Below are 7,610 nucleotides of genomic sequence, written 5' to 3'. Positions count from 1 at the left end.
TTCATTCTTCCGTTCACTCGGTATGACTCTTGGTGTAACGATTTTCGGTACAATTCAAAATCATGTTTTCACTGATAAATTAAAAGCAGTCTTCCCTCCTGAACTAGCAAAAATGGCTCCTAAAGGTGGAGACACAAGCTTTTTATTATCACCAAATGCTACAGAAAAGCTACCTCCTGAAGTACTGAGCGGAATTAAGGATGCTCTTGCAACATCTATTGCTAATACGTTCTTCTGGGCACTTATTCCGGCCATACTAAGTATTATTTGTATTTTGCTTATGGGAAATGAGCGCCTCTTCACAGGACCAGAAACGAAACAAAAACAAAAGAAAGTAAGTTAGTATAGAAAAAAGAAACGGCATATCCCTTTATGAAAAAGGATATGCCGTTTATAATATATATAAAGTTTCTATATACAGGAGTTGAGACAGCATGAGTATGAAATTAGTCATTCTCGGCTTGCTACTCGAAGGAGATAAACATCCATATGAAGTGCAGCACATTATGAAAGAACGACACATGGATTGTTATATTAAATACGCAAAAGGATCACTGTACTACGCCTTCGAGCAATTAGAAAAGCAAGGCGCAATTCGCATTACAACTATTGTTCGAGATACGAATAGACCAGATAAAACAATCTTTCATATAACAGAAGAAGGTAAACGGCTATTTCACACGTTACTATTAAAACAGTTCGAAGCAAAAAACCAAATATATAAACCGATCTATTCCGCACTCTCTTTTGCTCATTTTGGTGATGATCGAGAGTTAGTTCCTATTTTAGAAAAAAAGAAAAATGATACCGTTCAATATTTACATAAAATGCAAACTATATACGATTGTAGCAAAGGGAACATTCCACGTGCACAACTATACATTTTACAAAGCGTTATTGAGCATATTACCGTTGAATTACAATGGTTAAACACCCTCCTTACAGATGCAGTGGCAGGACGGCTTTCAGAAATTGATATTGATGAAGGTTAAGTTTCCGAAGAAGATAGCCCTCTTCTTCGGAAACTTAACCACAATTTATTTCAATTCTCACACCTTTTCTCCACTTATAAAAATCAGAATATTTAAAATAATAATTAATAAAAAACTTTAGAATTTTCTCTTTTTAAAACAGTGGACAAAATTCAAAAAATTGTGTTAGAATTTGTTTCAATATCATATCGCTTGTTAAATTCCTTTCAAAAGGAAAATAGGTACACGGAAATTTCGTTTCGTGTTTAAAAGGGAAGCTTGGTGAAACTCCAACACGGTCCCGCCACTGTAAATGCTGAGATTTCTTTTCTATGCCACTGTGAAAACGGGAAGGTGAAAGAAATTATATAAAGCATAAGTCAGGAGACCTGCCTGTTTTAACAACACTGATAGACTCACGGATGATGATGAGGTGTTAAAAACAAAAAGGAAGGCTTATTTTTCTATGCCTTTATGCTTTTTGTTATAGGTATTTCCGAGTAAACGGAAATGCTTACTTTCAATTAGGGAGGAATTTAAAATGGCAATTCAAACAAGTAACTTAGGTTATCCACGTATCGGACTACAACGAGAGTGGAAAAAAACATTGGAAGCTTTTTGGTCCAATAAAATTGATGAAGAACAATTTTTAACGACAATGAAAGAAATTCGCCTTCAACACGTCAAAGTACAGCAAGAAAAAGGAATTGAATTAATTCCAGTTGGCGATTTTACATATTATGACCACGTTCTGGATACGGCCTACATGTTAGGATTCATCCCGTCACGTTTTTCAGAGTTTACCTCTTACCTTGATGTATATTTTGCAATGGCACGTGGCTCTAAAGATCATGTTGCTTCTGAAATGACAAAATGGTTTAACACAAACTATCATTACATTGTTCCTGAATATGAAGAAGGATTACAAATCTCTTTAAAAGACAATCGTCCTCTTCGTTTATATGAAGAAGCGAAAAAAGAGTTAGGTGTTGATGGAAAACCAGTTATTTTAGGACCTTATACATTCCTAAAACTAGCAAAAGGTTATAACGAAGAGCAATTTGCCACTATTTTAAAAGAGCTAGTTGCACCTTATGTACAATTATTCTCTGAATTACACGCAGCTGGAGCACAAATTATTCAAGTTGACGAACCAATCTTCGCATCTTTAACAAAAGATGAAATTAATCAAGCGAAAGAACTTTACGAAGCTATTCATAAAGAAGTTCCGAATGCTAATCTTCTTCTACAAACATATTTTGATAGTGTAGAAGAGAACTATGAAGAAATCATTACATTCCCTGTTTCTGGTATTGGATTAGACTTTGTTCATGGCAAAGAAGGTAATGTAAATGCTATTTCAAAATATGGATTCCCAGCTGATAAAATTTTAGCTATCGGTTGTATAGATGGCCGTAACATTTGGAGAGCTGATCTTGATGATGTACTTTCTTTATTTACAACATTACAAAATCAAATCACAGCAAAAGGTTTCATTGTTCAACCTTCTTGTAGCTTATTGCATACTCCAATTGATAAAACGGGAGAAACGCACTTAGCAACTGAATTATTTGATGCACTTGCATTTGCTAATCAAAAATTAGAAGAACTAGTCCTTATCCATTCTGCTCTTACTAAAGGTGTAGAAAGCATAAGTAGCGATTTGACAACATATCGTAATGCACATCATGCAATCCGCTCATCAGCTGCACGTAATCGTGAAGATGTAAAAGTGGCACGTACATCACTTAAAGAAGATGATTTCTCACGTCCCCTTCCATTTGAAAAACGATATGAACTACAGCAAGTAGCTTTACAATTACCGTTGTTACCAACAACAACTATCGGTAGCTTCCCGCAAACATCTGAAGTTCGTCAAACACGTAAACAGTGGCGTAACGGCGATATTACAAATGAACAATATAATCAATWCATTGAACAAGAAACTGCAAAGTGGATTCGTTACCAAGAAGATATTGGTCTTGATGTACTAGTACATGGTGAATTCGAAAGAACTGACATGGTGGAATATTTTGGCGAAAGACTTGCTGGTTTCTCCTTTACTAAAAACGGATGGGTACAATCATACGGTTCCCGTTGCGTAAAACCACCTGTTATTTATGGTGATGTTGCCTTTATAAGTGGAATGACTATTAAAGAAACTGTATATGCACAAAGCTTAACAGAGAAAGTAGTAAAAGGTATGCTCACTGGACCTGTCACTATTTTAAATTGGTCATTCGTTCGAAATGATATTTCAAGAAAAGAAGTTTCATATCAAATTGCATTAGCACTTCGTCATGAAATTGAATTACTTGAATCTTCCGGAATTAGAGTAATCCAAGTCGATGAGCCTGCACTTCGTGAAGGTATGCCGTTAAAAGAAAAAGATTGGGATGCATACATTACATGGGCAGTTCAATCATTCCTTTTAGCAACATCTTCTGTAGAAAATGAAACACAAATTCATACTCATATGTGTTACAGTAACTTCGAAGATATTGTAGATGCAATTCGTGCATTAGATGCAGATGTTATTTCTATCGAAACATCAAGAAGTCATGGAGAATTTATTAATACATTAAAACATACAACATATGAAAAAGGAATTGGTCTAGGTGTATATGATATTCATAGCCCACGTGTCCCAAGTAAAGATGAAATGTTCGCAATCTTAGAACAATCTTTACAAGTATGTGATCCTAAATATTTCTGGATTAATCCAGACTGTGGTTTAAAAACACGAAGAACTGAGGAAGTTATACCTGCTTTAGAGCACATGGTTCAGGCAGCAAAAGACGCTCGTTCTCTCCTAAAAACAAACGCATAATAAAAAAACGTGTTATCCTTCAAAAAGGATAACACGTTTTTTTATTCTACACTCTCAAAATAGAAGTCGTATTGTACTTTATACAATTCATCGTCTGTTGGCTCTTCAAGAGGAGTTGCCTGCAAGACTATCATATATTCCCCGTTAGGAATAGGAATATGCAATTTATTAGAAAGAATACTTGTTATATATACTTCTTCATTCTTCACTGTGAAAGGAACTGATATCGTTCTAACCACTTCTTCTTTCTCAATATGATTTCCGCAAGTAACTTCTACTTCACAAGTATAGTCAGAGATTGCTTCAAAAATAATAGCTCCATCCACCTCAGCATAGCCTCTTTCAAAATCTTCAGGAGTCCAATCTACATAAGGCTGCTGACCATCATAATTCATTATCATTAATTGCGAATATGAAATTGTTAATTCCATAACTACCCCTCTCCTCCACTATGAAATGTACGCCAATTACTATTTCACTTCAAATTTCACACGCGTACCATCTGGATATTTGTCTAGCTTATTCCCTACCCAAGAACCTGCACCGCGGTTATCTGCTGGACTTATATATTCAATATGGGCTCCTTTTCCACCCTCCTTACACATCGCCATCGGCCATTCATCACGATCATAACCTTTCTTCGTCGGATATGGCGCTAACGATAATTTCCTTCTATCCGCTGCACCATTACGATCAATTGTGCACATTTCTGAATGCCCTTCTTTTATAGCATCCGTTATATGTTTCCCGGTCTCTGGATATCGTTCTTTCGGGAACTCTAGAATTTGATCATACGTAGTTGTTTTTTTAGTACTTGTCTCCTCTGGCACAAGTACTTCATATACCGCTACCAAAAGAGAAAGAATTGCAATAATTGAAATGATAATACCTTTAAATTGCTTCATGTGTACCTCCGTGTTCCTACCAATTTCTTTTCCTCAGTTATTATAACAAACTTCTTCTATGTATGTTTTCAGACATTATTTTAGCTCTTCCTCTCCATTTCGCCAAAAACATTCATTTTTCCTCATCTTTTCACTAATGCTGTAGAAAACTAATAACCTTCCGACATTCTTTTTCAAAGGAAGTCCTCATAAAAGATTGAAATGATATATACGATACTTTTTGGGGAGGAACTATCATGGAAGCTATTTATAAAACGAAAGATGTTACAAATAAAACAGGTATCCCAAAACATATAGTCCGAAAATATAGCCAACTCTTAGAGGAACACGGTTATATTATTTCCAAAACAGCTGATGCTCGTATTTATAAATTGGATGATTTAAAACTATTGAAATCTATACATGAAAGAGCTGCTACATTACAAGAAGACATTTCAGAAACAATACCTATTATTTTAAAAGAAAAAGAGGCCCCACCTGTCCCTGTTATTCAAGATAAACAAGAGATACAACCGAAAGAAGATGGACGTAACTTTGAGGAGTTCATGTTAAAACTTGAAATGCTTGCTCAATTAAATGAAGCAATTATTCATCAAAACTCTACTCTCATTACACAAAATCGTTTAAAAGACGAGAAATTAGATGAACTAATGCAACAAGTTTATGTAAAAGAAGGCTCTCAAGAAAAAATGTTACAAGAGCTAGTTGTTCACGCCGCTCAAACAGATGCACTCCAAAAAGAAAAGATGGACTTATTAATGAATCATATGTATAAGCGAGAATCCAAACAAGAAGAAAAAATGAATAAACTTGTCAATCAAATTTACAATAAAGATAGCAACCGCGATGCACAACTTATGCAAGTTATTCGCGAAATTCAAGAAACAAAAAAATTAGTCGCCGCCTCAAAAGAGCAAAGCTTCTTTCAATCATTTAAAAGTTTATTCGTTCGAACAAAACAAGATAAAATAAATGAATGAAATTTCGTATATTTTTCTAATGCAAGATAAAATAAAAAGTTACCTTCTACCGGTAACTTTTATTCCTTATATCGTACAGCTGGCAATATAATAATAGCTTCAGTTCCTTTTCCGCTTTCACTTTTATATTCCAATGTACCATTATGCGCTTGTAAAATACTAAATGTTACCATAAGACCTAATCCTGTTCCTTTTTCTTTTAAAGAATAATACGGTTGTCCAAGCCTTGCTAACTGTTCTTTTGTCATTCCAACACCACTATCTTTAACTCTTATTATTATCATTTCATCTTTTTGAATAGCCGTTACTTTTAAATACCCTTTGTTTCCTTGAATTGCTTCAATACCGTTTTTAACAACATTCATAATAGCTTGCTTCAATTTCGCCTTATCGCCGATAGTATAAAGGCTCTCAGAAATCTCAACTTGCAAATAAACGCCCTGCATCGCTGCAAATGATGACATAAGAGTTGTCATTTCAATTAATTGTGCTGATAAACAAATATGTTCTTTTTTTTCAATTTGAGGCCTTGCTAAATTTAAATAATCTGAAATAATCTGTTCAGCACGATCCAGTTCAGCTAATACGAGACGCATATAATCTTTGTTTTTTACGTCTTCCGTACTCTCTAGCAATTGAATAAACCCTCGTACAACAGTGAGAGGGTTTCGAACTTCATGTGCAACACTTGCAGCTAACTCACTTATAATATTAAGTTTTTCTGATTTTTGCATTTCTGTACGCAATAATGCATTTTCGTTTAAATACTCAGTCAAATACACTTGAAATACCATTGTCATAACCATAATAAGTGATGCAAATATATACCCACTATATAGATTAGATATGTACGGTGTAAAACCTGTTTCTAAAAGGACATTCAACATCCCGACTACTAATGAAACAAGAACATAAAATGATGCAATCATAAAAGCTAATATTAGCTTCTTATCTCTTGAAAACAGAGACCATTTCTTTGACAAAAACAATGGAATTATCGAAAGAAATATAACTTCTACGATAGGCAACCAACTGAGCCCCTTAGAAATCCATTCATATGCAACAAAAATAATGGCAGGGATGAGCCCAACAATCCCACCATATAAAAAACCACTAACAATTGGGATTGGATGGAAATTGTATCCGCAAACGGTACCAAAACAAATAGAGTATGTCATGGAGAGAACGAGTGTAACGCTAGATAAAAACATAATAAAGTAGCGATTAGGCTTCGGAAGCATTTCTTGATAACGATTTAAACGAATCGCTTCATATAAAAATAGTGGTAAAATAATGATGGCAATTTGGATCATTAAATCACGAATCAGCTCCATAGCCTGTCATCCCCTATATGTATTTTGATATGATTATATCATTTTATAACTCTATTTGTTTTAAAATTTTGATTTTTCTTAACATTTTTGTTAATTATTTGTTAACAACTAATAATAAATGTTACAAATTTCCGAAATGATTGTAAACCCTGTACCAAATTTCCTTCGTGCAGTATACAATGAATACGGATTACAAAGAAAATAAAAAACACTTCACTAGACGGACAACTATTGCAAAATACAGCATATAATCCATACTATCTATGTTTACAAATAAGTGATCATTACTTTAGTAGGAGGAAGATAAATATGGCGGGTACTAYGCTTGTTTTAAAAGAAGAAAATTTGGTTGTGCTAGAAAACGTTGAAAAATCAGTATACGAAGAATTGCAACATAAAGCAGGGGAAGAAGATTGTACATGTGCTGTAAATGAATCCGTTGTCCATCTTGGCAGAGTATCTTCCGTACTTTGGAACGAAGATGAAATAGATTGGGAATACGGTTATTAAAAGTCGCTTGCAGCGGCTTTTTTTTTGTTTATGCTTAAACAAATGGAGTGAAACTTTAATTAACTCACACAACTTATACT

7 protein-coding genes, 1 pseudogene and 1 riboswitch are annotated in these 7,610 nt (G+C 34.3%); of the genes and pseudogenes, 5 read left to right on the top strand and 3 right to left on the bottom strand.

Annotated elements, in window-relative coordinates:
* The 3 genes and pseudogenes from AC1DTM_RS14555 to metE form a co-directional block, all read left to right on the top strand.
* Positions 1 to 343: pseudogene (locus tag AC1DTM_RS14555) on the top strand (MFS transporter); the annotation flags it as partial.
* 91 nt (positions 344 to 434) lie between these two features.
* A complete protein-coding gene (locus tag AC1DTM_RS14550) occupies positions 435 to 992 on the top strand; it encodes a PadR family transcriptional regulator (protein WP_002160661.1) in 558 nt (185 codons plus the stop codon).
* A 202-nt stretch (positions 993 to 1,194) separates the two neighbouring features.
* Positions 1,195 to 1,382, top strand: a riboswitch (cobalamin riboswitch).
* Positions 1,383 to 1,512: 130 nt separating this feature from the next.
* Positions 1,513 to 3,801 (top strand): 5-methyltetrahydropteroyltriglutamate--homocysteine S-methyltransferase, encoded by a 2,289-nt coding sequence (gene metE / locus AC1DTM_RS14545; RefSeq protein WP_477000391.1) that lies wholly within the window; start codon positions 1,513 to 1,515, stop codon positions 3,799 to 3,801.
* 41 nt (positions 3,802 to 3,842) lie between these two features.
* Here the strand turns inward: metE and comJ are convergent, their stop codons facing one another.
* Both comJ and nucA read right to left on the bottom strand, forming a co-directional pair.
* Complete coding sequence (gene comJ, locus AC1DTM_RS14540) at positions 3,843 to 4,232, bottom strand: competence protein ComJ (protein WP_002111536.1); 390 nt, start codon at positions 4,230 to 4,232, stop codon at positions 3,843 to 3,845.
* A gap of 39 nt (positions 4,233 to 4,271) precedes the next feature.
* Positions 4,272 to 4,706 carry a DNA-entry nuclease gene (gene nucA, locus AC1DTM_RS14535; RefSeq protein WP_002014817.1) on the bottom strand — a complete coding sequence of 145 codons (435 nt, stop codon included), beginning with the start codon at positions 4,704 to 4,706 and terminating at the stop codon, positions 4,272 to 4,274.
* 236 nt (positions 4,707 to 4,942) lie between these two features.
* Here nucA and AC1DTM_RS14530 point away from each other — a divergent pair, with 236 nt between their 5' ends.
* Positions 4,943 to 5,686: a DUF3967 domain-containing protein gene (locus tag AC1DTM_RS14530; protein WP_002111539.1), complete on the top strand. Its 744-nt coding sequence runs from the start codon at positions 4,943 to 4,945 to the stop codon at positions 5,684 to 5,686.
* A gap of 59 nt (positions 5,687 to 5,745) precedes the next feature.
* Here the strand turns inward: AC1DTM_RS14530 and AC1DTM_RS14525 are convergent, their stop codons facing one another.
* Positions 5,746 to 7,020, bottom strand: a complete 1,275-nt coding sequence (locus AC1DTM_RS14525) for a sensor histidine kinase (RefSeq protein ID WP_002111540.1) — start codon at positions 7,018 to 7,020, stop codon at positions 5,746 to 5,748.
* A 309-nt stretch (positions 7,021 to 7,329) separates the two neighbouring features.
* Here AC1DTM_RS14525 and AC1DTM_RS14520 point away from each other — a divergent pair, with 309 nt between their 5' ends.
* Positions 7,330 to 7,530, top strand: a complete 201-nt coding sequence (locus AC1DTM_RS14520; protein WP_477000392.1) for a hypothetical protein — start codon at positions 7,330 to 7,332, stop codon at positions 7,528 to 7,530.
* The last annotated feature ends 80 nt before the right edge of the window (positions 7,531 to 7,610 follow it).

Source organism: Bacillus sp. P4_D3 (assembly GCF_056401855.1).
The sequence above is the reverse complement of the archived record's forward strand: the minus strand, read 5'-3'. Positions and strand labels throughout refer to the sequence as shown.

What these genes read in the sequence shown, in the direction of transcription:
- AC1DTM_RS14550 (WP_002160661.1), top strand. Translation starts at nt 435, where the DNA reads ATGAGTATGAAATTAGTCATTCTCGGCTTGCTACTCGAAGGAGATAAA.
- comJ (WP_002111536.1), bottom strand. Translation starts at nt 4,232, where the DNA reads ATGGAATTAACAATTTCATATTCGCAATTAATGATAATGAATTATGAT.
- nucA (WP_002014817.1), bottom strand. Translation starts at nt 4,706, where the DNA reads ATGAAGCAATTTAAAGGTATTATCATTTCAATTATTGCAATTCTTTCT.
- AC1DTM_RS14530 (WP_002111539.1), top strand. Translation starts at nt 4,943, where the DNA reads ATGGAAGCTATTTATAAAACGAAAGATGTTACAAATAAAACAGGTATC.
- AC1DTM_RS14525 (WP_002111540.1), bottom strand. Translation starts at nt 7,020, where the DNA reads ATGGAGCTGATTCGTGATTTAATGATCCAAATTGCCATCATTATTTTA.